General features: G+C 60.8%; 21 protein-coding genes and 1 tRNA gene. 10 read left to right on the forward strand and 12 right to left on the reverse strand.

The window, feature by feature from the left end:
* Positions 1-17 precede the first annotated feature (17 nt).
* The gene (locus SynA1560_RS01445) at positions 18-1,529 is read left to right on the forward strand and encodes a TM0106 family RecB-like putative nuclease (RefSeq protein ID WP_186501007.1); all 1,512 of its coding nucleotides are present in this window, start codon (positions 18-20) and stop codon (positions 1,527-1,529) included.
* Here the strand turns inward: SynA1560_RS01445 and SynA1560_RS01450 are convergent.
* Complete coding sequence (locus SynA1560_RS01450; protein WP_186501008.1) at positions 1,487-2,344, reverse strand: folate-binding protein YgfZ; 858 nt, start codon at positions 2,342-2,344, stop codon at positions 1,487-1,489. The genes SynA1560_RS01445 and SynA1560_RS01450 overlap by 43 nt on opposite strands.
* Positions 2,344-2,925 (reverse strand): orotate phosphoribosyltransferase, encoded by a 582-nt coding sequence (gene pyrE / locus SynA1560_RS01455; RefSeq protein WP_186501009.1) that lies wholly within the window; start codon positions 2,923-2,925, stop codon positions 2,344-2,346. Before pyrE ends, SynA1560_RS01450 begins: the two co-directional genes overlap by 1 nt.
* Positions 2,926-2,984: 59 nt before the next feature.
* Here pyrE and SynA1560_RS01460 point away from each other — a divergent pair, with 59 nt between their 5' ends.
* From SynA1560_RS01460 to SynA1560_RS01475, 4 genes are all read left to right on the forward strand, one after another.
* The gene (locus tag SynA1560_RS01460) at positions 2,985-3,494 is read left to right on the forward strand and encodes an occludin/ELL family protein (RefSeq protein WP_255477016.1); all 510 of its coding nucleotides are present in this window, start codon (positions 2,985-2,987) and stop codon (positions 3,492-3,494) included.
* Positions 3,495-3,508: 14 nt separating this feature from the next.
* A tRNA-Ile gene (locus SynA1560_RS01465) sits at positions 3,509-3,581 on the forward strand.
* A 13-nt stretch (positions 3,582-3,594) separates the two neighbouring features.
* The gene (locus tag SynA1560_RS01470; RefSeq protein ID WP_186501010.1) at positions 3,595-4,908 is read left to right on the forward strand and encodes a hemolysin family protein; all 1,314 of its coding nucleotides are present in this window, start codon (positions 3,595-3,597) and stop codon (positions 4,906-4,908) included.
* 55 nt (positions 4,909-4,963) lie between these two features.
* Positions 4,964-5,968, forward strand: coding sequence for a Gfo/Idh/MocA family protein (locus tag SynA1560_RS01475; protein WP_186501011.1), 1,005 nt, complete (start codon positions 4,964-4,966; stop codon positions 5,966-5,968).
* A 10-nt stretch (positions 5,969-5,978) separates the two neighbouring features.
* On the opposite strand, the gene SynA1560_RS01480 is transcribed toward SynA1560_RS01475, so the two are convergent.
* Positions 5,979-9,164 (reverse strand): glycoside hydrolase family 15 protein, encoded by a 3,186-nt coding sequence (locus SynA1560_RS01480; protein ID WP_186501012.1) that lies wholly within the window; start codon positions 9,162-9,164, stop codon positions 5,979-5,981.
* A 49-nt stretch (positions 9,165-9,213) separates the two neighbouring features.
* Here SynA1560_RS01480 and SynA1560_RS01485 point away from each other — a divergent pair, with 49 nt between their 5' ends.
* Positions 9,214-9,960: a WecB/TagA/CpsF family glycosyltransferase gene (locus tag SynA1560_RS01485; protein ID WP_186501013.1), complete on the forward strand. Its 747-nt coding sequence runs from the start codon at positions 9,214-9,216 to the stop codon at positions 9,958-9,960.
* 4 nt (positions 9,961-9,964) lie between these two features.
* On the opposite strand, the gene SynA1560_RS01490 is transcribed toward SynA1560_RS01485, so the two are convergent.
* Entirely contained in the window at positions 9,965-10,108 is a 144-nt protein-coding gene (locus SynA1560_RS01490) for a photosystem II reaction center protein K (RefSeq protein ID WP_186469963.1), read from the reverse strand.
* Between the two features lie 29 nt (positions 10,109-10,137).
* Positions 10,138-11,256, reverse strand: a complete 1,119-nt coding sequence (gene tgt, locus SynA1560_RS01495; RefSeq protein WP_186501014.1) for a tRNA guanosine(34) transglycosylase Tgt — start codon at positions 11,254-11,256, stop codon at positions 10,138-10,140.
* Between the two features lie 64 nt (positions 11,257-11,320).
* Here tgt and cobS point away from each other — a divergent pair, with 64 nt between their 5' ends.
* Positions 11,321-12,100, forward strand: a complete 780-nt coding sequence (gene cobS, locus SynA1560_RS01500; RefSeq protein WP_186469965.1) for an adenosylcobinamide-GDP ribazoletransferase — start codon at positions 11,321-11,323, stop codon at positions 12,098-12,100.
* Here the strand turns inward: cobS and SynA1560_RS01505 are convergent.
* Positions 12,057-13,193, reverse strand: a complete 1,137-nt coding sequence (locus SynA1560_RS01505; protein WP_186501015.1) for a sensor histidine kinase KdpD — start codon at positions 13,191-13,193, stop codon at positions 12,057-12,059. The genes cobS and SynA1560_RS01505 overlap by 44 nt on opposite strands.
* A 394-nt stretch (positions 13,194-13,587) precedes the next feature.
* On the opposite strand from SynA1560_RS01505, the gene SynA1560_RS01510 reads away from it, so the two are divergent.
* On the forward strand, positions 13,588-13,956 hold the full coding sequence (locus SynA1560_RS01510) for a DUF3155 domain-containing protein (protein ID WP_186469967.1): 369 nt from the start codon (positions 13,588-13,590) through the stop codon (positions 13,954-13,956).
* Positions 13,957-14,007: 51 nt separating this feature from the next.
* Here SynA1560_RS01510 and SynA1560_RS01515 read toward each other — a convergent pair whose 3' ends face one another.
* Positions 14,008-14,616, reverse strand: a complete 609-nt coding sequence (locus tag SynA1560_RS01515; RefSeq protein WP_186501016.1) for an alpha/beta hydrolase — start codon at positions 14,614-14,616, stop codon at positions 14,008-14,010.
* Positions 14,617-14,674: 58 nt separating this feature from the next.
* Here SynA1560_RS01515 and purH point away from each other — a divergent pair, with 58 nt between their 5' ends.
* Positions 14,675-16,261, forward strand: a complete 1,587-nt coding sequence (gene purH / locus SynA1560_RS01520; protein ID WP_186501017.1) for a bifunctional phosphoribosylaminoimidazolecarboxamide formyltransferase/IMP cyclohydrolase — start codon at positions 14,675-14,677, stop codon at positions 16,259-16,261.
* A 79-nt stretch (positions 16,262-16,340) separates the two neighbouring features.
* Entirely contained in the window at positions 16,341-16,799 is a 459-nt protein-coding gene (locus tag SynA1560_RS01525) for a DUF4079 domain-containing protein (protein ID WP_186469970.1), read from the forward strand.
* Between the two features lie 100 nt (positions 16,800-16,899).
* On the opposite strand, the gene SynA1560_RS01530 is transcribed toward SynA1560_RS01525, so the two are convergent.
* From SynA1560_RS01530 to sfsA, 5 genes are all read right to left on the reverse strand, one after another.
* Complete coding sequence (locus tag SynA1560_RS01530; protein WP_186501018.1) at positions 16,900-17,307, reverse strand: hypothetical protein; 408 nt, start codon at positions 17,305-17,307, stop codon at positions 16,900-16,902.
* Positions 17,308-17,313: 6 nt separating this feature from the next.
* Entirely contained in the window at positions 17,314-17,946 is a 633-nt protein-coding gene (locus tag SynA1560_RS01535) for a DUF1997 domain-containing protein (RefSeq protein WP_186469972.1), read from the reverse strand.
* Between the two features lie 60 nt (positions 17,947-18,006).
* On the reverse strand, positions 18,007-19,206 hold the full coding sequence (locus tag SynA1560_RS01540; protein WP_186469973.1) for a 4-hydroxy-3-methylbut-2-enyl diphosphate reductase: 1,200 nt from the start codon (positions 19,204-19,206) through the stop codon (positions 18,007-18,009).
* Between the two features lie 146 nt (positions 19,207-19,352).
* Complete coding sequence (locus SynA1560_RS01545; protein ID WP_186469974.1) at positions 19,353-20,816, reverse strand: ammonium transporter; 1,464 nt, start codon at positions 20,814-20,816, stop codon at positions 19,353-19,355.
* Between the two features lie 150 nt (positions 20,817-20,966).
* Positions 20,967-21,731, reverse strand: coding sequence for a DNA/RNA nuclease SfsA (sfsA, locus tag SynA1560_RS01550; RefSeq protein ID WP_186501019.1), 765 nt, complete (start codon positions 21,729-21,731; stop codon positions 20,967-20,969).
* Positions 21,732-21,786 lie beyond the last annotated feature (55 nt).

Raw genomic sequence — 21,786 nt, forward strand, 5'->3', positions numbered from 1 at the left:
CGCCGTAACGTCGGCGGATGGGTGACACCCCTCCCGCTGACAAGCCGCTCAATGACCGACTGCTGCGCAGTTGGACCCGTTGTCGCCGCCGGGCCTGGCTGGACCGCTACGGCGACCCCGCGCTGCGCGTTTATACGGCTCATAGGACGCTTCAGCTTGACGATCAGCAGCGCAGCTTCGTGGCCTTGCTGCCCCGCAAGCCAGGTCATGGCATCGATGCCTGTGCACGCGGGGATGTGGGGGTGGTTGGCCTGCGATTGAAGGGCTTGACCGTGGATGGCCGCCGTCTTGAAGCCCATCCTGTGTTGTTGCAGCGTCAGTCAGGCCAGAGCCGATGGGGCGACCACAGCTATCGGCCGGTGCTGGCCCGCCAGGGGCGACGCCTCACACGCGAACATCGCCTGCAGTTGGCGCTCTCCGCCCGTCTGCTGTCGGATTTTCAGCAAACTCCGGTCACCCATGGTTTGGCCCTCGCTGGAGCGGGTCGGCGGTTGGAGAAGGAAACGGTTGCTCTAGGTGACAGCTTGCAACGCCAGTTGGATGACTCCCTGCGCAAGCTGGCGGCCGACCTGGACCGGCCTACACCTCCTCCGCTCGCGGCTGATCGGCGCAAATGCACCCTCTGCAGTTGGCGGGGTGTCTGCAATGCCGAAGCCCATCGGGAGGGACATCTCAGTGAGGTCAGTGGCATCGGGGCCAAGCGTCGGGAGATGCTTCTTGATCTCGGCATCGACAGCTTGAACGCGCTGGCCGATGCGGACCCCGTTGTACTGGAAGACCAGCTGAAGCACTTCGGCGAACAGCACGGCGCGGTGGCGGCGCCGCTGGTGGCTCAGGCTCGGGTGCAACGGGATGGACTGGTGGAGTCTCTGCTTCCGACGTCTCCCTCACTGCCGGAACTGGTGGATGCTCCAGGGGTATTGCTCTATGACATCGAATCCGACCCGGATGCCCGCGACGACTTTCTGCATGGATTCGTGCGTCTGCCTCGGGATGTGAATGGCAGCTGGGCCCTGGACCGCGCCACCTATCACCCCTTGCTGGTGCTGCAGGAGCATGGTGAAGCCCGGTGCTGGAAACGTCTTAGCTGCTTCCTGGCCCGTTATCCCGATTGGCCGGTGCTCCACTACGGGGAGACGGAATCATTGGCGCTGCGCAAGATGGCGCAGCGCCAGAGTGTGCCCGAGGCGGATCAACAGGCGTTGCGGCATCGTTTGGTGGATGTGCACGCCCGGCTGCGTCTTCACTGGCGGATGCCTCTGAACAGCTACGGATTGAAAACTGTGGCGGATTGGCTGGGGTTTCGCTGGAGCCAAATCGGTGTGGACGGCGCTCGGGCTCTGCTCTGGTGGAGGCAGTGGCGGGGGACCGGTTGTCGCGATCGAGGACCGGTTCAAGCCCTGCGCTGGATTTTCTCCTACAACCGCGATGACGGCATGGCCACATGGGCGGTGGCCGCCTGGATGCTGGCTAAAGATCGCTCCCTTCAGTCCCCCATCGGTGGATCGCAGAACCCCCCGGGCCGTTGAAGATTGAGAGGGATCGCCTCGGTGCCTGCATCCAGTTTTTCAACATCAAGAGCCTGGCGTCGCACTAGGGCCAGACCAAACCATTGGCCTGACTGCGGGTCGCGCGCTGCGCTGGTGATCACACCGGCTCGCTCGGCCTTCAGGCTCAACCGGTCACCGCTCTCTAGTCGAGGCTCCTCAAAGGCTGTGGTGCTGCGCCAGCTGCGCAGTTGCTGTTTCACGCCACCTCTGGACGCCAGCTTGGCCACGGTCTCCTGCCCGAGATAACAGCCCTTGTCGAGTTTCACCCAGTGGGCCAGGCCCAGTTCAAAGGGGTTGGTGTCTCCGTTCAGCTCGGCATCGCTTAGCGGCCAGCCTTCCCGCATTCGCCAGGCTTCCAGCAACTGCGCTGAAGAAGACGTCGGTGCCTCCCAGGTCGTCGGGGGTTCGGCGCCATCATCCAGCCAAAGCACCGCATCCGTTGCTGGCAACTGTCCTTGTTGGAGGCGCTGTAGCCGGCGCTGTTCTCGTTTCGGGCCCAGTCGCACCCGATCGGCCGGAAAGATCACCCGATCGAAGCCAAGTATCACGAGATCGGCATCGCCATGCAGCACCAGCACATCGGCGCCTGCGTCATCCAGCCGAATCTCCAGCAGAGCTTGCACGCGACCCGTGGCATTCAGCCAGCACGCCGGAATCAGTTTTCCTTCGCTGGCACCGTTCACGCTTGCGCTGGTCTGGCCGTGCAAAAAGCCGGCGCAGCCGCTTCCCTCGAGCCGGAGGAGTGGGAAGGTGGCGTCCCAGATCAGGCTGTCCATCGGTGGCATCGCTGTCATCACTGAACCAGTTCTGAGGCTCGGGCCGCGATCTCGCTCAGGCGAAACAGGCTCTTCAACTCAAGGCCTGCGGCCTCCATCGCTTCGGCTCCACCTTCTTCACGATCGACGATCGTCACCACCCGCTCCACGCTGTAACCGGCCTCCTTGAGTTGGTTGACAGCCTTGATGGACGACCCGCCCGTCGTAACCACGTCTTCAAGTACCGTCACCCGCGCCCCCGCTGCTGGCAACGGACCTTCGAGCCAAGCGCCGGTGCCGTGGCCCTTCGCTTCCTTGCGAACGATCAGGGCATCCAAAGCGCGGCCCTGTTGGGCAGCGGCCATGGCGACACCGCTCACCAGTGGATCCGCACCCAAGGTGAGCCCGCCGACAGCCGCGGCGTCCGCTTCCACCAGCGCCAGCATGGCAGGGCTGAGCAACGCCAGGCCACTGCCGCTGAGGGCCACGGGTTTGCAGTTCACGTAGTGGTCGCTGCTGCGGCCGGACGCGAGGGTGAACTGTCCATGCCGATAGGCCTCCTGGGCCAGGCGGTTGAGCAGAACATCGCGATCCATGGTCGTGTCGGAACGATCGGACATGGGGACTGGTGCACAGCGGATCCTCTGCCTAGTTTGCGCGCAGTGGTGACAGATCCCCTGTGAATCGGCAACGGCTGGCAGTGCCGCTCGTGTTGCTCACGCTGGGTGCAGTCCCGGCTGCGCAGTCACGACCGGTGATCTGTTCAACGACTCTTGAAGCGCCTCCATCTGCCGAGGAGCCCGGAATGCCGGTGGAGGTGACCCGTTGCGCAGCGGTGGAGACCACAACGGCTCTTGTTGAGCGGCGTTTTTACACGTGGACAGCCCCTTTCTCAGCTGGTGTTGACCTCTTGCATCAGGTCACCGATGTGCTCGGTATCGCTGTCGGAGGGGTCCAGGGCAACCGCTTGATGGGCTTCGGCTTCCCCGATCAGACGATCATCTGGGACGGCACGGCGCTTCAGAACACCTATGCGGTTCTGCTTGAGGAGCAAAGCGACCCCGTGCCCTGGCGCACCGTCGACATCTACAACGGTTTTGATGGCAGCCTTGCGGGTGAGACTCGCAGTTCCGTTCTGGTGGAAGCAATGGCTGACACCACCTTCCCGCCGGTGCGTGCCCTGTGGTAAGACCACCCATCAAGGGGGGTCTAGCAATCTGGTGAATGCAGCGAACTCATAATTCGCCTAAGGCGGGTTCGATCCCCGCGACCCCCATCATTTTGGATTGATGCGCACCCTGCTGCTGTTCGCGCTGCTGGTTCTTCCGGCTCTGTTCGCAGCAGCCGAGGTGGCGCTGCTGCGACTCCGTCCCAGCCAGGTGCAGGAGCTCACGGACGAGGGTCGCCCCGGTGCCCAGTCGGTGCAGCGCCTGCAGCGGCGACTGCGCATCGCGCTGTTGATGACGCAGTTCGGAGCCTGCCTGTCTCTGGTGGCTCTGGGCTGGATCGGTCGAGGGTTCGGTCAGCGCTGGTGGCCTCTGGGGATGCCCTCCGGTCGCTGGTGGGATCTGGTCTGGTTTCTCTTGCTGGTCGTGCTGGCGACGCTGGTGGCGGGGTTGTTGCCCAGAGCTTGGGTGCTCAGTCGTCCAGAAATGGCCGCCCTGCAACTCGGTCCGGTGTTGGAGGGCGCTATCCGGGTGATGCGCCCGGTGCTCTCAGCGTTGAATGCCCTGGCCTCGTTGCTGTTGCGATTGGCCGGTCTGACCCAACGCTGGGATGAACCGGTGCCTGCTCTCACAGCGGGTGAGTTGGAGTCGCTGATTGAGAGCGGTGCTGTGACCGGTCTCAAGCCGGATGAACGCAACATCTTGGAAGGTGCGTTTGCTCTTCGCGACACCCAGGTGCGGGAGGTGATGGTGCCGCGCTCGGGCATGGTCACGCTGCCAGTGGAAGTGCGCTTCGCGGAGTTAATGGAAGCGGTTCATCGAACCCGTCATGCCCGATTCCCTGTGATCGGTCAGTCGCTGGATGATGTGCGCGGTGTGCTGGATCTGCGCCATCTGGCCGAACCCATCGCTCGCGGGGAGCTGCGTGAAGACTCATGGCTAGAGCCTTATCTCACACCGGTGGAGACCGTTTCCGAGACCAGCAACCTTGCTGATCTGCTCGCGATCATTCGGTCCGGACATCCCTTCCTCCTCGTGGTGGATGAGCACGGCGGCACCGAAGGTCTTGTGACGGCGGCAGACCTGACCGGTGAGATCGTTGGCGATGAACCCGAAGATGAGACGGATGAGCCCGACTTGCTGCCGGTGGCGGAGCAGCCAGGAACCTGGTCAGTGGCTGGGGATCTTGAAATTGTCGAACTGAACCGGCAGCTGCAGCTGGATCTGCCGGAAGCCGACGACCATCACACGCTGGCAGGTTTTCTGCTGGAACGCCTTCAGCACATTCCATCCCCGGGTGAAGCACTCAGTCACGGTGGCCTCCAGTTCGAGATCGTGTCGATGGCCGGTCCAAGGATTGCACGGGTCTATCTCGTGCAAACGGAGGAATCCGAAGCGCCTCTGGATCCTCACAATCGGGCACAGGGCTCGACGTAAACCGCTGGGTTTCGCTGCGATCACCGATAATCAGCCGGTTCGCGTAGCCGCACTGATGACCGACCCCATGGTTCCGGTGAAGGTCGGCGTGATCGGGATTGGCAACATGGGCTGGCATCACGCCCGTGTGCTCAGCCTTCTCAAGGATGCGGAGCTTGTCGGTGTTGCTGACCCAGATGCGCAACGCGGGTCCCTGGCTACCGAACAATTCGGATGCCGCTGGTTCGCTGACTACCGCGACATGCTCAGCGAGGTGGAGGCGGTGTGCATCGCGGTGCCGACGCTTTTGCATCATCCAGTTGGTTTGGCCTGCCTAGAAGCGGGACTGCACGTCCTCATCGAAAAGCCGATTGCCGCTTGTCAGGAGGAAGCTGCGGCCCTCAGTGAGGCCGCCAGTCGGGTCGGCAGGCTGCTTCAGGTGGGACACATCGAGCGTTTCAACCCCGCCTTCCGCGAGCTCACCAAGGTGGTAGCCAATGAGGAAGTGGTGGTGCTCGAGGCGCGTCGTCACAGTCCCCACGCGGACCGTGCCAACGATGTATCAGTGGTGCTCGACCTCATGATTCACGACTTGGATCTTGTGCTCGAACTCGCCGGTTCGTCGGTGGTGCATCTGGCCGCGGCAGGAGGCCGCAGCGCTGAAGGGCCGATCGATTACGTCAACGCAACTCTGGGCTTCGAGAACGGTGTGGTGGCCAGCCTCACGGCCAGCAAGATGAGTCATCGCAAGATCCGAACCCTCAGTGCGCACTGCCGCTCAAGCTTGGTGGAAACCGATTTCCTCAACCACAATCTGCACATCCATCGCAGGGCCCATGAGTGGTATTCCGCTGATCATGGGGAGCTGCTGTACCGCAATGATGGATTCATCGAAGAGGTGAGCACCACCTCCATCGAGCCGCTGTATGCAGAGCTTGAGCATTTTCTCCAGTGCGTGAGGGGCCGGGAGACCCCAGCTGTGGATGGGCAGCAGGCCTCGCGCGCATTGAAGCTGGCCGATCTGATCGAACAGGCTGTTGAGCAACCCGGCGTCGGTGTACCAATTCAGGCCCCAATCTGATCCGGATCCGTCAGTTCAGTCCTGATTGTTCGGCCAGCTCTCGTAAAGCCTGGATCTGCCACTGACGACAGTCCGCTGGGGAGGATCGGTAGAACTGTTTCCACGCCGCCGCCTTGTGGAGGGGATAGTCCTCCGTTTTTTGCTCAGGATGCGTGTTTCGCCAGCCCACCCGCACAGCATGTCCGATCACCACATCCAGGGCGATGTCGTCGTCGAAGCGCGTGGTCGGATTGGCCGTGGCGAAGGCCATCAGGGAGAGCAGGCTTTCGGTGCAGAGCTGGCGATATTCCGGAGCTCCGATGCGGCTGAGCAGGTGCTCCACCTGGATGGCGAAGTTTCGTTCTCCAGGGGTTTTTTCCAGTAGCAGAGCACTGGTTAGACGGTTTCGGCGTTCCAGCTTGTCGCCAATCACCAGACCTCGGCAGTGGTGGAGGAGTGACCAGATCCCGGCATAGAACTCTTTGGGCACCTGTTGGAGGGACCCCAGTCGAATGCGGTGCTGCAGCCAGTCGCTGCCGCCGGGGCGTTCGTCCAGGGGTTCCGGAATGTTCCATTGCACCTGTCCGCTCAGGTGAAGCAGCTCACGGCGTTGCAGTGCTGCACGGGCGTGATCGACATCAGCAAGCACCGTTCTCAAGCGCAGGCTGATTTGGTGAGGTGGCTCATCACACAGGGCCTCAAAGGCTTCGTCTTGGCTGAGCTGGCGTTCGCTGGCCAGCTCCGAGGTCAACAACAACATCAGCTGACCGAGCTGGAATGTCAGCGATCCCCGGATCATGTCGGGTTCGCGTCGCGCGATGCCGTCAAGGGCGAGCAGCAGCTCTTGCTGCAACATCCGCTCTCGGCTGTCGAGGCCGCAGGTGCGATCGATCAGGGCGGCAATGGCCTGGTTTGAGATGGGACTGACAAGCCGTGAGTCGCTGGTGTAATTGCGCCCCACCACCACTTGTTTCTGGCGGCTCAGCAGATCAATCACGGAATCTTCCAGCTGTGGATGGATCAGGCCCATCGCGCCGGCGCAGCGGCGGGCCACGTTCCAGTCCTCCTGGCTCAGTCCGCGCCGGTAGATCTCCTCCACAAGCGTGATCAGTCCGACAGGAGTGCCCTGAGGGCCCGTGAGGATGGCTTGATGCCCCAGCCGACGGGTGAGCAGTTCCAACACCTCCGCCTGTTCGCGCAGCGAGTGACTGCTCCACAGCCTGCGTCGAAGCTCCTTCAGTGGAACGTCGTCCAATTCCTGTTCCTGCGCTGCCGTGAGGTCGCTGAAGTCGGTGGAGTCCTGCAGTAGCTCTGCAGCCTGGCCTTCAGCAGTCGGGCTGAAACGTTCAAGGTCAGTGGGTAGCTTCTGCCACTGGGCCTGTTGCGCCAGGGTCGCTAGGTCGCCGAACTGCACAGGCACTCCTTCCACGCAGCCGCTCTGCAGCCTTCCGATCAGCTCCAGTAGCAGGTTGCTGCTCCGCTCCAGCAGAGCGGCCTGCACGGGAATCAGCAGCAGCGGTGCGCCAGGACCTTGCCAGTGCCGTTGCAGCAGATGCAATTCATTGACGACCGTGTCCACGAAATGGCATGGGTCATGACTCAGGAAGAAGGTGCCTTCCTCCAGCACGGCAGGTAAAAACCCGAGTGACATGTCGCCTTGGCGATAGAGGCGGGCCGTGACAGTGGTTTCAGGTCGGAGTGGAGGGTGTCCCGTCAGGCCGAGTGCGGCATCAGCGCCGACGCGTTCCAGCCGTTCCCTCAGGGCATCGGAGGGCAACACCTGCAGACCGGCATGCTCTGGCTGACTTACAGGCAGCCCCAGGTTCAGCAGGCGCTGGGCGACATCTGCGTTGGCGGGGACTAGGGCCACCAGCACGGCAGGGCTCCCTAAGGCTCCTTGATGTCGCCGTCCGCACGGGTCAAGATCCTCGGCTTCGATCAACCCTTCTAGAAGCATCTCTCCAAGCCATGCCAGGCTTTGGGTCCAGAGCAGTGGAACGTTCTCATTGGCAACCCTCCGCTGGCTGCCGGGGTTGCGCCGTTCCAGTGCCAGCAGCTCTTCAGGAACGAGATACAGCTCTGGGAAGAGTCGCTCACCATCGCGATCCACCTGGAGCGATTCCAGGCGATGCCGCCACTGCCTGGCGTCGTCCCAGCGTTGCTCGCAGCACGCGGTCATCAATTCATAAGCCAGGAACAGGGGCCATTCCGATTCGATCCCTTCGAACTTGGCCAGTTCCTCCCGCTCGTAGTGCAGACGGCTGATGTCTTCCACCACGGTCTGATGGCCGTCGCGGCGGAAGCGCTTGTAGCCGTAAGCGCCACCGAGTTCGCGCCGGATGCGTGCGTTGGTGCGCTCGATCAGGCCTGGGTCTTCGACGGCCCAGGCCGGGTAGCCGATTACCGAGAGGCAGGCGCTGTCGACTTCCTTGCTGGCGGATTCTCTCGGTAGCAGGCCCTGGAGAGCGCGTCGCAGACGCACCACGGCGCCATGGGGGATCAACACCTCGGTGCTGCCATTGCCGTGTTGGCCATAGAGATCGATGCCATCAAGGGCTTCGAGCGCCGCCTTGGCCATGCCGATGGAGCTGGCATTGCGCTCTGGCAGACCGTGATTGCCCTTGTCGCCTCGTTCCCAGATGCCGTAGTCCGGCACCCGGTAAGCCCGGGATACGTAGTACACCAGGTTCTGAACGAATGCCGCTTCGTGGCGGTTGTGGATCAAGGTGACGCCGCTGCGGGTCAGTTGCGCCAGCTGCAGCAGGAATAGGGATGTGGCATCGATCTGAAGATGCCCCCAGCCGTCATCCGGAACCACAGGCTCCCCGCTGGCGCTGTCGTATTTGGCATGTAGGGCATCGAGTGGATTCAGGCTGCGCTTAAAGCGTTCCACCTTCTCGGCCTGGCGCATCATTGCGTTGAGCAATCCGCGCATCAGGTCCACCACGCGCTGCTCCAGCTCCCAGCTGCGCTGGCAGGGGCCCTTCATTCGGCGATGCGCCATCGCCAGCCCCCACACACACTGGATGGAGTAAACACAGTCCCGGACCCAGGCATCGCCGTAATTGCCATGCACGGTGTGGGCCGTGCTGGCCGGCAGCAGTCCGCTGATCGGGTTTTGGCGCTGCAACACCACGGCTTCAATCGCCCGATCCAGGCTGTTCAGCTTCTCCAGTTGTTGGGCTTGGTCTTCAGCTGTCGGCTGCGACAGAACCATGGCGTCAAGCGCGACCAGACCTAGATTCTCTCGTGCTGGCGGTCCCTGGATGGAAGCAATCACCACTGGTCCTCGTGATCGGCGCCGGTGCCGCGTGCTCGGTATCCCCATTGATGTTTGCCGGGATGTTGCCTCCGCTGCCATCGCCCTGCACAGCGATGGCGGTGGTCAGATCGTCACCCTTAATGCCGAGATGACGATGCGTGCTCGTCGGGACAGCGATTTGGGTTCTGTCATCGAAGCTGCAGACCTTGTGGTGCCTGATGGTGCTGGCGTGGTCTGGGCTCTGGGACGGCAGGGCGTGAAGGTGCGCCGCAGTCCAGGGATTGAGCTGGCCTGGTCACTGCTTACCTTTGCCGCTGCCCATGGTTGGCGTGTCGCGCTTGTGGGAGCTTCTCCTGACGTGATGGAGCGTCTGTTGGATCGCCTCCGTGCCCAGTTTTCTGACCTGCAGCTGGTGTTTGCAGAACACGGGTATCAGCAGCCCACCGACTGGCCGACGCTGGAAACACGGCTGCAAACCCTCAGGCCAGATCTTGTCCTGGTGGCACTCGGGGTGCCCAAGCAGGAGCTGTGGTCTTGCTCCCAGAGGCAGGGGTTACCAGGCATCTGGATGGGTGTTGGAGGCAGTTTCGATGTTTGGTCCGGCCTCAAGCAACGTGCACCCGAATGGACCAGTCAACTCCAGCTGGAGTGGTTGTATCGCCTCCTCCAAGAACCAAGTCGCTGGCGTCGCTACCTCGTGCTCCCACGGTTTGTTTGGGCCGTATTGCGCTGCGGAGAACAGCGCCGCTAAAGACTTAGCGGAAGCCCACCGAGGCCTGCCAAACAAAGGCGAGCAGTAGGAAGAACACCGGGATGATCGGCAGGATATCGATCAGCGGACCGAAAGCTTGATAAGCCTCAGGAAGCTGGGCCAGCAGATCGAGGGAGAGTGCAGCCATCCCGGGAAACAACAGTCAGTCTGCGGACGCTACCACGTGTGATGAGCAGGCGAGGCCTCGTCCCAGGGAGCGAAATCCTCTGAAAAACAGCCATCCCGAATCGCCTGGCCCATTGCCGTCGTGAAACGGATCAGATGCGTGAGGTTATGCAGGCTCAGCAGGGTTAGCCCAAGCAACTCCTCACTGCGAATTAGGTGATGCAGGTAGGCACGGCTGTGCTGGCTGCAGGCCGGACAGGGGCAGGTTGGATCGAGGGGCGTGTGGTCATGGCGGAAACGGGCATTACGCAGGTTCCAGCGTTCTCCGCCCACCATGGCGGTGCCGTGACGCCCCAGTCGCGTGGGCAGCACGCAGTCGAAGAGATCAATGCCGTTGGCGACAGCCACGCTCATCTCCCGAAGTGTGCCGATCCCCATCAGGTATCGGGGACGATCATCGGGAAGCAGCGGCGTCACCTGGCGCACGATTTTGTGCATCTCTTCTACGGGTTCCCCGACGCTGACACCTCCGATGGCGATGCCTGGAAGATCAAAGCTGGCGACGGCGTGGGCGCTGCGTTCGCGCAGGTGAGGGAAGCAACCGCCCTGAACAATGCCAAACAGAGCCTGATCATCTCGCTGGTGCGCCTGAGCGCAGCGCTCGAGCCAGGCATGGGTGCGACGGCTCGCTTCCTCCACGTCGTTTTCTGAAGCCGGATAAGGGGGACACTGGTCGAAGGCCATGGCTATATCCGCCCCGAGCGCCATCTGAATCTCCATCGAGCGTTCGGGTGTCAGCAGAATGCGGCTGCCATCGCGTGGGTTGCGGAAGTCCACGCCGTGGTCATCGATTCGATTGAGGTCGCCCAGGCTGAACACTTGGAAGCCACCGGAATCGGTGAGCATTGGCCCGTTCCAATTCATGAAGCGGTGCAACCCTCCAGCGGCTTCGACCACCCCTTCTCCCGGTTGTAGATGCAGGTGATAGGTGTTGGAGAGCACCATCTGAGCGCCCGTGGCCGCGAGCTGATCCGTGGTCACGCCTTTCACCGTGGCCAGAGTGCCCACAGGCATAAAGCGTGGTGTGTTGACGGTTCCGTGGGGCGTTGAAAAGCTGCCGCACCGCGCGGCCGTGCGCTGGCACTGATTTGTGATTGTGAAGTCGAACACCCGCTTCTCCGACCAACCTCTGAACCTACGGTGAGCGCATCCCCGTGCGGTCAACGTCCTGCGGTTGAGCTCTCCTTCCTGGCTGCGTGATCTGGCCGGTGCCTGGGTCTTCTATACCGTCCTGCCCGGCTGGATCTGGCCGGCGCCCCGCTTTGAGCGCATCGCTCGGTTTGCCCCCTGGATTGGTGTGGTCATCGGAGGATTAATGGCGGGTCTTTGGTTTCTGCTTTCAGCCCTGAGTTGGAATCCTCTGTCGGTGGCGCCGGTCGTTTTGGCCTTTGGCTTATGGCTCACTGGGGGATTGCATCTCGATGGCCTGATGGACACAGCAGATGGTCTGGCAGCGGGGTCGGCTCGCGTGTTGGAGGCGATGGATGACAGTCGCGTCGGTGCCAGTGGCGTGCAGGCTCTCGTAATGGTGCTGCTGCTGCAATTCGCCGCCCTCGTGCGCTTGGACGCGTGGGCGCCGGCGGTGTTGATCCTCGCTGCTGTGGCGGGGCGAGTCGCGCCGCTTTGGGCGATGGCACGCTTCCGCTACCTGCGCAGTGAGGGCACAGCTGGGTTTCATCGTCGCCATCACCGGGGACTGCGGGAAGGCCGGCCAACGCTCCTGTTGCTGGCGGTGGTGATGGGGATGGCCCTGGTTCTGCAGCCAGCTCTGCTGCCGATGCTGCTGTTGGTTGTGCTGTTGGCCCTGGGTGCTGCCGTGTTGGTGGCGGAATGGCTGGGGCGTCGCCTAGGGGGACACACCGGAGACACCTATGGCGCCAGCCTGATGGTGACGGAAACTCTGATCCTGCTCATTGCAGCTGTGTTGTTGCCTGGGATGACCGCGGCAGTCTGAGCACAAAGGCATTGCCCACGGCAGGCAATGAAGCATCCAGAGTTTTTGGGGCGGTCTGCAGTGTGAGCGAGCCGCCAAGGTTGTCCGCCAGTTGTCGTGCCAGTGCCAGACCAAGTCCGGACCCTGGCCGGTCGGTGCTGCTGCTCCCTCGCTCCCCTTTCGCGAAGATGTGTTCTCTTTCTTCAGCCGGGATGGCCGGTCCTGCATCCCAAATGCAGATGTCGTGATCGAGCAGCGTCAGGCCCAGCTCGCATCCTGGTGGGCTGTAACGGAAGGCGTTTTCCAGCAGGTTGGCAACGATTTCCGCCACCACGGCATCGGGTGCGGCGCGGGGTGTCTGAGTCCATTCGGGCCACTGCGATGGCCCATTCCAGGGTCGGCTCTGCAGTGTTGCGGTGGCTGATGCCCTCTGAATCAGTGGAGATAACAGCTCCGCGATGGTGAGATCAGGAGCATCCGCTGGCACGGGCGGAAGCAGCAGAGGTGTCGCGTTGTCGGCTCCTAGACGTGGATCCGTCTGGCCGAGGCGATCGAGAGACTGCAGGTATAGGTTGAGCTGGGCCTGCTCCTGCATCAGGCTTTCCACCAGCGAACGATGCTGGTCGTCCGGCCCAAGGCGACGCAGCAACAGCTGGGCGTAGGTGCGCAGGGCCGTCAACGGGTTGCGCAGCTGGTGCACCACTAAATTCAGCTGATTCCGTTGCTGATCCAGCTGATCGTGCAGTCGTTGCCGGTCCAGCTCGAGGCCAAGGATGCAGGCGAGGGTGTCTGCGCAGGCCTGCAGACGCGGCGCCTCGTGGGCTTCTCGGCTGGGCAAGGCATGCTGCTCGGCACGCAAGACGCCCAGCAGGTTCTGGTCGTAGCGCAGTGGGTACCAGCGGCGTTCCGGTGCTGCGCTGCGCAGGCTGGGATCATCTGAAATCGCAGGGGGCAGGCTCTTGTCGTGAGGCCATTGCGCCACCAGGGTCAGCGTGGGCGTCTCATGCTGATCCCGTTCAGTGATGTAGAGCGCCAGGCGTGCGAGATCAGCATCAGCGGCCAGGAACTTCAGTTGCTGCTGCGCGAGTCCCAGAAACCGATCGGAGAGATGCATCGGCGGAACCGTGTTGCTGAATACAGACGAGAGGTCGGCAACTGACCCGACCTGCTTGCCAATTTTGGAAAAAGTCTTAAGATCAGATGAACGACAACAAGCACGCCCCTTGGGCGGCCGTGCTTCTTCGTTGCTCCAATTGAGGTTGCGCTTTGCGCTCAACCGAGGTTACAGCAGAGGTTGATGTATCCCCTGTTGACGTCGATGTCACGTCGGCGTGAGCCATGGAGTGTGTCCATATGCGATTCAGTGCCCCTGGATCCCTTCGATTCCAGTGCTGATGATTGCCGACGCTCGTCGCGAGGTGGTCACTGAAGAGCTGTGAGCAACAGCTCTGACGTTCAGCGCTCCCCCGTCCTCTTTCTTCACTCCCGTACGCGGGAACTTTTTTCTCATGTCCAAGAAGCGCAAGCGGATCAGTCGTCGTCGCCTCGCCGGCCAGCGTGTTCTCGCGCATGTGCCCACCTTCAATTTGGAAACCGGCGAACATAAGCCCGTGACGGCTGCACGCCGTTTCATTGCTGAGGGTGCCCTCGTTCCTCCGGCGCTACTGTTCGTACGTCGTAATGAGCACACCACCGACCGTTTCTTCTGGGGAGAGAAAGGTCTGTTCAGCGCTCAATACGCCGAAGAGAACCACTTCTTGTTCCCCTCGCTCCGCAGCATTGTCGACAAGGTGGGTGAAGAGGTCATCTTCGAAGGTCTGGAGCTTGCTTCCGATGACTGGGAAGAGATGGAAGAGTACGAATACGCTTTCGTTTGACCCAGAAACTCTGTCACTGACGAATCCTGTTGGGATCCCCTCCAGGCTGATCTAACTCAGCCAGGAGGAGATCATCCAGACCATCGCCTGCTCCGCTTGCTGCGGGATCGCATGGCCTCCAGGAAAGTTCATCAAGCGACAGTCGACGGACGATCCCTCCTTCAGTTCCGCCTGCAGATTCGCGGATGCTTCTGGTGGAACCACCTCGTCATTCAGACCGTGCAAGAGCAGCACAGGGGGGCGCCATTGGGGAGCCTTCCAGTTCGGATGGCCGTAGGCGCTGCAACCAATCACGCCGGCCAACGGCAAGTTGCAGCCTGCGTGAACGGCCATGGCGCCTCCCTGTGAAAAACCGATCAACACTGTTCTGGATAGTGGAATCGGTGTTTGCTCGAGTGCCTCAAGACGTTGCTGTAGCTGCTCAACGGCTGGTGATACAGCCTGCCAATCGCCAGGGAACAATCCGTACCACTGTCGCCCCATGCCACCGGGATGCGGCTCGGGAGCAGGCAAGCCCAGGCAATCAATCGAGAATGGCAGTTGTGCGCTCAGTGCAGCGCCGAGGGGCATCAGATCATCGGCATCGGCACCCCATCCATGCAGAAGCACCAGTCGTGCCGTGGCTGGAGGCATGGTGGCCTGAAGCACGGAATCGGGCATGGGGGCGTGTCCTGTTGCTGCGTAGGTTGGCCCAAGGTCTGTTCCGTGTCCTGCTGCCATGGCTCCCATTGCGCTGCTGAGCGTTTCCGACAAGCGCGGGCTGGTGCCGCTTGCCGAAGCTCTGCATCACCGTTTTGGTTATCAGCTGTTGTCCAGCGGTGGCACGGCCAAGGTGCTTCAAGATGTCGGACTTCCCGTCACGAAGGTGGCTGATCACACTGGTGCACCTGAAATTCTGGGTGGCCGCGTCAAGACCCTCCATCCCCGTATCCATGGCGGAATCCTGGCCCGACGCGGCGATGCAGCCCATGAGGCTGATCTGGTCGCACAGAAGATCGATCCAATCGATGTGGTGGTCGTCAACCTTTATCCATTTCGCGAAACTGTCGCTGATCTCGCCGTCAGCTGGGATAAGGCCATCGAGAACATCGACATCGGCGGCCCCACCATGGTTCGCTCAGCTGCCAAGAACCATGAGCATGTGGCAGTGCTCACCGATCCTGATCAGTACGACAGGGTCCTGGCAGCGTTAGAGGCTTCAGGCGGCGTTCTTAGTCCCTCCGTCCGCCGGCAACTGGCGCTTGAGGCGTTTGCGCATACAGCGGCCTACGACGCGGCCATCACCCGCTGGATGCAAGCCCGACCGGAACTGGATCTGGAGCCAGAGACGTCGGACGCGGCTCTGCCCTGGCTGGAGGCGCTGCCTTTGCGTCAACAGCTGCGCTATGGCGAAAACCCACATCAGAAAGCCGGCTGGTTTAGCGCTGAGACATCAGGCTGGGGTGGTGCTGTTCAGCTGCAGGGCAAGGAGCTGAGCACCAACAATCTGCTGGATCTGGAGGCCGCTCTGGCCACCGTGCGTGAGTTCGGTTACGGCAGCGGGGGGCTCCATCCCGCTAGGCGTCCAGCGGCGGTGGTGGTTAAGCACACCAATCCGTGCGGCGTGGCCATCGGCGATGGCACAGCCATCGCGCTCACCCGTGCGTTGGATGCCGATCGTGTCAGTGCCTTCGGCGGCATCGTTGCATTGAACGGATGTGTGGATGCTGCTGCAGCCAAGGAGCTCACCAGTCTGTTCCTGGAGTGCGTCGTTGCTCCTTCATTTGCACCTGAAGCCCGCGAGATTCTCTCTACCAAGGGCAATCTGCGCTTGTTGGAGTTAGCTCCCGAAGCCATTGATGTAGCTGGGCGCGATCAGGTTCGCAGCATCCTCGGTGGGGTGCTTGTGCAGGATCTCGATGATGAACTGGTCACACCTGACGACTGGACCGTGGCCACTGACCGGGCACCCACTGCGACGGAGCGGGATGATCTCTGCTTCGCCTGGCAGCTGGTTCGACATGTGCGCTCCAATGCCATCGTCGTGGCGCGCGATGGACAAAGTCTGGGGGTGGGAGCCGGCCAGATGAATCGGGTGGGCTCGGCCCGGATTGCCCTGGAGGCCGCTGGCGATCGGGCCCAAGGTGCGGTCTTGGCTAGTGACGGTTTCTTCCCGTTCGATGACACGGTTCGCCTGGCCGCTGAAAACGGCATTACCGCTGTGATTCATCCCGGTGGCAGCAAGCGAGATGACGATTCAATTCGGGCCTGCAATGAACTGGGGGTGGCAATGCTCCTGACGGGACGACGCCATTTCCTGCATTGATGAAACCGTTGCTGTGTTGCCCCGGGCATCAGTCCGGGGTGCTGCAGTTCTAGGGTCATTGGAATCCATGTGATTTTTGATGCCTGCGACTCTGTCTTTTGGCCTCAACTTCGTCCATCCCTTGATGATGTGGTCGCTGCTTGCCGCAGGCGGTTATGCCATGTATCTGGGCATCAAGGCCAAGAAGGTCCGGACCGGGACGGCCGAACAACGCAAGGCGCTGCTGCCCGGAAAGTTTGCCCAGCGCCACTACCTCTGGGGGAGTGCCCTGCTTGCTTTCATGGTGTTCGGCACCCTCGGGGGCATGGCCGTCACCTACCTGAATAACGGCAAGCTCTTTGTCGGCCCCCACCTCTTGGTGGGTCTGGCGATGACCGCCATGATCGCTGCCGCAGCGGCTCTCTCTCCCTTGATGCAACGCGGCAATCTGATTGCCCGCAAGGCCCACGTCGGTCTGAATATGGGCATGCTCACCTTGTTTCTCTGGCAAGCCGTCAGCGGCATGGAGATTCTCAACCGCATCTGGGAAAACCGCTGATCGAGGCCATTTGCAGAACGTTGTTGCAAAAGCCTTTTCTTCGGAAAAGGGCTTTTGGATGGCGTTCATGGTGCATGAATGGACCCGATTCACGGCTCCGCTAACTGGACTCGAGGCCGTTGAAGAGTTCGCGATGCACCGCAAAGGTGTGATACAGCGAGGTGCCATCTTCGGGCTGGAGTTTGCGGCCATCACAGGTGTAAGCGATGGAACAAATGAGATTTCCGTGCCAGGCGATTTGATCGTCACTTTGTGTTTGAGACCAAGACATCATTTCTGAAAAATCATTCGCAATGTGCGCCCCGATTTTTGTACAGGCTTTGCAGAGTTTGTAAAGAGCAGGAGGCTTGGAGGCCAGTGATAGTGACTGCCTTAAAGACAATTCATTGAACACACCGATGTAGCGAATGTGATCAATGATTTCCGCTTCATCCTCGCTGAGTTCTGCCTTCAGCAATGCCGTTTCAAAACGCTCTGGATCGAGTGCGGGTCTTGATGCGACTGACATGGGCAATCAGAAGGCGGACCGACGGCGGGGAGGGCATGCCAATCCATGGCTGGCATGAAAGTCTTCTTGGACTTTCCAGGTGAGGCGACGTGAAATTTGTCGCACAATTTGGCGCAGCAAATGATCGCCGCTGGATTGGACTAGACGGTCGGGGAGCATGGTGATCACGCGAGGCAAGGCCACCCAGACCGTGAGATCCAGAGTCCAGCTCACCCATGTCTGCGTGAGGCCTGAAGGATTCAGTTGATCGTTCACCAGTCCAAGGCTGGCTTGGAAATCAACGTCATAGAGCTTGGCAAGGCTGGCATCCAGATTCGGCAGTGCCACCGTCTCGATGGCGTATTGGTCGTCGTTTCGTGGCAGGAGGCGCAAGCCGATGGTCGGCTCTACCTCGAATCCAAAGTTGCCGAAACGTCCCAGAGTCAGCGCATAGGCCTGAGCGTCGATGGCGTCCACCTCCATGGGAGCTGCACAACGACGAAACCAGCCTTCATGTTGATCGAGATAGGCCGAGACCGTCCGGGGATCAGCACGCATTTCCATGCGGTCACTGAAGTGGCTGCGGTAGCAGCGCACCTGGGGATCTTGGTCCTGGCAGGAGCGCAGGGTATCGGCTGATGGTCTCGACAAGAGCAGCACGGATGGGAGTCCCTGGCGGGTCAGTCGCACAAGGTGAACCAATGTAAAGCGCTTGGGTTGTTAGTTTTCATCGCTGAGAGCAATCAAGCGTTGAATCACGTGTTCAACCACGCGATCGGGAGTGGAAGCGCCTGAAGTGATCCCCACGCTGATGGGGCCACTGGGCAAGAAATTGTGGTCGCGGGTCAGGTCTTCGCCCAACGGTTTGTGCTCAATGCTGTTGTCTTCGCCGATCCGTTCTGGCGTGTCGATATGGAAAGAGCGGATGCCCCGACTGATCGCAATCTCCTGCAGGTGGGTGGTGTTCGAGGAGTTGTAGCCGCCGATGACGACCATGAGGTCTAGGGGTTCATCCACAAGCGAGAACATGGCGTCTTGGCGCTCTTGCGTCGCATCGCAGATGGTGTTGAAGGCCAGGAAGTGTTCGTTCAGCTGGGTCGGGCCGAACTTGCTGAGCATGGTTCGTTCGAACAGCCTGCCGATTTCCTCGGTTTCACGCTTGAGCATCGTCGTCTGGTTGGCCACACCCAATCGCTCCAAATCGCGATCGGGGTCAAACCCAGGCGAGCAGGCCTTGGAGAAGCGGGCCATGAAATTGGCGCGGTTGCCCTTCCCAACGATGTAGTCGGCAACGATTTGGGCTTCCTCTAAATCAAGAACCACCAAATAAGTCCCGGCAAATGAGCTGGTGGCCAGCGTTTCCTCATGCTTCACCTTGCCGTGAATGATGGAGGTGAAGGTGTGCTTCTTGTGTTTCTCGACGGTGTTCCACACCTTCGACACCCAAGGACAGGTGGTGTCGACAATGTGGCATCCCCGCTCGTTGAGCAACTGCATCTCCTGCACCGTGGCGCCGAAGGCGGGAAGGATTACCACGTCGCCGTTGGTGACGCCTGAGAAATCCTTGACGCCATCTTCAACAGGAATGAACTGAACGTTCATCTCGCGAAGATGATCATTCACCGAAGGGTTGTGGATGATCTCATTGGTGATCCATAGGCGCTCGCTGGGGTAGTGCTTGCGGGTTTCGTACGCCATGGCGACGGCGCGTTCAACGCCCCAGCAAAAGCCGAAGGCTTCGGCGAGGCGCACACTGAGGCGGCCATGGCTGAGTTTGTAGCCGTTTTCGCGGATGGACCCGATCAGACCGCTCTGATAGGCCTGTTCAAGGCTTCCAGCCACTTCTTCGGCACGCCCGAATCCGCGTCGGTTGTAACGGTCGGAATGATGCAAGGAGCGCTTGAAGGCGTGGGTATCCATGGGCGCGGCGGCAATCCAGTGACTCTATGGGCTATCGGCCATGGTCGTCTTCATGGAACGACCAGAGCAGGTCATTGCCCTTAGGCGTGACCAAAAGAAAACCCCGACCCATGAGGGCCGGGGTTGATGGGTTCTCGTGATGAACCTCAGTTGCCGGCAGAGGCGAAGTCGGGATAAGCCTCCATGCCGTGCTCGCCGATGTCGAGTCCATTGAGCTCCTCTTCTTCGGTGACACGAATGCCTCCAAACAGAGCGCCAATGATGCTCCACGCAATCCAGCAGGTGATCAGCGTCCAGATGGCGTAAGCAGCACAACCGACGGCTTGGATACCGAGCTGGCTGATACCACCACCGTTGAACAGGCCCAGGCCGGCTGCGCCGGGATCCATACCGTCAACGCCCCAAAGGCCGATCACCAGGGTGCCCCAGACACCGCACACACCGTGCACGGAGAAAGCACCAACGGGATCGTCAATGCCGGAGGCATCCAGAGCGGCCACTGCAAACACAACGATCACGCCGCCCACAGCACCAGCGACCCAGGAACCGACCAGAGTCATGTTTCCGCAACCTGCGGTGATGCTCACCAAACCGGCCAGGATGCCGTTGATGATCATTGTCAGATCAGGCTTTCCGGAGGTGATGGTGGAAACGATGGTGGCAGCGATGGCGCCACCTGCAGCGGCCAAAGTGGTGGTAACAGCCACGTAAGGCACGTACTGGTCCATGGCCAGCTCGGAACCGGGGTTAAAGCCATACCAGCCAATCCACAGGATCAGAGCACCCAGGGTGGCGATCGCCATGTTGTGACCGGGAATGGCTTGGGTGGTGCCATTCACATACTTGCCAATCCGGGGACCAAGAAGCATGGCGCCAACCAGGCCAGCCCATGCGCCGACAGAGTGAACGATGGACGAGCCGGCAAAGTCGATGAAACCGAGTTCGCTCAACCAACCACCATTCCATTGCCAGGAGCCGGAGATCGGATAGATGAAAGCGGTGAGGACGAGTGCAAAAATTACGAACTCACCGAACTTGACACGTTCAGCCACCAGACCGGAAACGATGGTTGCTGCGGTGCCAGCGAAGGCAGCCTGGAAGAGGAAATCAACCGTTGGAACGAGAGCGCCATCGGTGATCATCTCGGCGGTGACAGCTGGATCAAAGAACAGACCCTTGAAGAAGAACCATCCGTTGTCGCCGTTGCCGTACATCAGCGAGTAGCCGATGAACCAGTAGGCCGTCACGGCCAGGGCAAACACAAAAAGGTTTTTGGCGAGGATGTTGACTGCGTTTTTCTGACGGCACATCCCTGCTTCGACCATGGCGAAGCCGGCGTTCATGAAGATCACCAGGATCGTTGCGATGAACAGCCAAAGGTTGTTGGCCAGAAATACAGCGTTGAGTTCTGGAAGTTCAGCTGCGTGAACGGTCAGGTTGAAGAGGCCGAGACCCATGAGGGCGACGGGCACGCAAGCAAGCCAGGTGAGCGAGCGGTTGGTGCGGAAACCGCGAATGCTTTTCAGGAGAAGCATCGGTCCGTTCAGGAGGCTGGCCTCCTGAAGCCTTGACTTGCTCCGCCTGAAAGGCGAATGCAGAGCAGTTGTCATGAATGAAGAGCAGGGCTGCAGACACAGTGAGGATTCCCTCACCGCTTAATTAGCAATGTGCCAATCGGCGACCACCTGGCAAGTGTCTGTTGTTACACAATTGCTGCTGGATGTTGCCAAATGTGCATGGCTAGTAACGGACGCTGCATTTCAGTTGTTAAGCGGTTTTGGAAGCCACACATCCCTTCCTCCTTCCCAAAGAACGCGATCGGCCTCAAACCGGAAACAGCAGGGGAGCACTTCAACGCCGCAAGCCATTGCTTCGCGAAAAAGCTCTCCATAGCGCGCGTCGGCGCTGTCGCCCGGGGCGAAAGCCGTCACATCCGGCCGGCTTAGGCACGGCACCAGCACGCCGCGGGCATCTGGCAGCACATGCATCAGCTCCTGCAAGTGCTTCTGACCCCGTTCTGTGACCGTGTCAGGGAAGAGGGCCAAGGGGCCATCGCTCCACGTGGTGTTTTTGACCTCGAGGTAGATCGGACGCTGATCCTTGGCGCTGGCATCCGGTGTGAGTAATAGGTCGATGCGGCTGCGGCGGTTCTCGCCGTAGGCCACCTCAGCCCGGATTTCGGCGATCGCACCGAGCTGCTCCTCCAAGCAGCCGGCTTCGATCGTTGCTCGGATCAAACGGTTGGGTAGAGCGGTGTTGATGCCCACCCAGCAAGGCGTCCCATCGGCACCGGGAACTTCCGCCTGCTCCCAGGTCCAGGCCAGCTTGCGCTTGGGGGAGGGGGAGTAGCGAAGCCTTACCTTGCCACCCGGATGTAGGACACCAGTCATGGGGCCGGTATTGGCGCAGTGAGCCGTCACCACGGTCCCGTCTTCGAGTTCAATGTCTGCCAGAAAGCGCTTGTAGCGCTTGATCAGCACTCCCTCCGTCAAGGGTTCAAACGAGAGCAGCTGGGTGACGGTCATTGGGGCGTGCTGGCTGCCGCCATCGTGCCTTGTGCATGCACCGAGAATCTCCGCA

The sequence above is a fragment of the Synechococcus sp. A15-60 genome (assembly GCF_014280095.1).
Lineage (GTDB): Bacteria > Cyanobacteriota > Cyanobacteriia > PCC-6307 > Cyanobiaceae > Synechococcus_C.

Coding starts and splice junctions, on each gene's coding strand:
- pyrE (WP_186501009.1), bottom strand. CDS start 2,925: ATGTCCGATCGTTCCGACACGACCATGGATCGCGATGTTCTGCTCAAC.
- SynA1560_RS01485 (WP_186501013.1), top strand. CDS start 9,214: ATGGAAGCAATCACCACTGGTCCTCGTGATCGGCGCCGGTGCCGCGTG.
- SynA1560_RS01450 (WP_186501008.1), bottom strand. CDS start 2,344: ATGACAGCGATGCCACCGATGGACAGCCTGATCTGGGACGCCACCTTC.
- SynA1560_RS01540 (WP_186469973.1), bottom strand. CDS start 19,206: ATGGATACCCACGCCTTCAAGCGCTCCTTGCATCATTCCGACCGTTAC.
- purH (WP_186501017.1), top strand. CDS start 14,675: ATGGCTCCCATTGCGCTGCTGAGCGTTTCCGACAAGCGCGGGCTGGTG.
- sfsA (WP_186501019.1), bottom strand. CDS start 21,731: ATGACCGTCACCCAGCTGCTCTCGTTTGAACCCTTGACGGAGGGAGTG.
- SynA1560_RS01515 (WP_186501016.1), bottom strand. CDS start 14,616: ATGCCCGATTCCGTGCTTCAGGCCACCATGCCTCCAGCCACGGCACGA.
- SynA1560_RS01510 (WP_186469967.1), top strand. CDS start 13,588: ATGTCCAAGAAGCGCAAGCGGATCAGTCGTCGTCGCCTCGCCGGCCAG.
- SynA1560_RS01445 (WP_186501007.1), top strand. CDS start 18: ATGGGTGACACCCCTCCCGCTGACAAGCCGCTCAATGACCGACTGCTG.
- SynA1560_RS01530 (WP_186501018.1), bottom strand. CDS start 17,307: ATGTCAGTCGCATCAAGACCCGCACTCGATCCAGAGCGTTTTGAAACG.
- SynA1560_RS01470 (WP_186501010.1), top strand. CDS start 3,595: ATGCGCACCCTGCTGCTGTTCGCGCTGCTGGTTCTTCCGGCTCTGTTC.
- SynA1560_RS01475 (WP_186501011.1), top strand. CDS start 4,964: ATGACCGACCCCATGGTTCCGGTGAAGGTCGGCGTGATCGGGATTGGC.
- SynA1560_RS01505 (WP_186501015.1), bottom strand. CDS start 13,193: ATGCATCTCTCCGATCGGTTTCTGGGACTCGCGCAGCAGCAACTGAAG.
- SynA1560_RS01490 (WP_186469963.1), bottom strand. CDS start 10,108: ATGGCTGCACTCTCCCTCGATCTGCTGGCCCAGCTTCCTGAGGCTTAT.
- SynA1560_RS01480 (WP_186501012.1), bottom strand. CDS start 9,164: ATGGTTCTGTCGCAGCCGACAGCTGAAGACCAAGCCCAACAACTGGAG.
- SynA1560_RS01545 (WP_186469974.1), bottom strand. CDS start 20,816: ATGACAACTGCTCTGCATTCGCCTTTCAGGCGGAGCAAGTCAAGGCTT.
- SynA1560_RS01525 (WP_186469970.1), top strand. CDS start 16,341: ATGCCTGCGACTCTGTCTTTTGGCCTCAACTTCGTCCATCCCTTGATG.